Annotated in this window: 1 protein-coding gene; it reads right to left on the reverse strand. The window is 44.7% G+C overall.

The genetic code is table 11. From position 1 onward, the window contains the following. Nucleotides 1-265, reverse strand: a 265-nt coding sequence (locus SB660_RS19650; protein WP_410583937.1) for a PadR family transcriptional regulator, incomplete at its 3' end; no start/stop codon positions are given. Nucleotides 266-311 lie beyond the last annotated feature (46 nt).

The following is a 311-nucleotide window of genomic DNA, read 5'->3' on the forward strand; positions in this document are numbered from 1 at the left end:
GGTCTTTTTTCGTCAGCCAGGCAGCAAGCTCCAGCTCTCCCTTGTCAGTCAGCGTGTACATTTTTTTCTCAAGCTTCGTTCCTTGAATCGCAGTGCGAAACGTAATAAATCCCTCAGCCGTCAGTTTTTTTAATTCCGGATAAATCTGGCTGTGCTTTGCGCTCCAAAACTGGCCGAGCTCTTCCTTAAAATAGCTCGATATATCATATCCGCTCAATTCGCCTTTTCGCAAAAGCCCTAAAATCGCGTACTTTAAAATTCTCATGTTGTCCTCCAAGCCCATTCATTTGACAGCTAGTATACCATACGGC

It is taken from the genome of Bacillus sp. SIMBA_005 (assembly GCF_046535585.1).
Lineage (GTDB): Bacteria > Bacillota > Bacilli > Bacillales > Bacillaceae > Bacillus > Bacillus pumilus.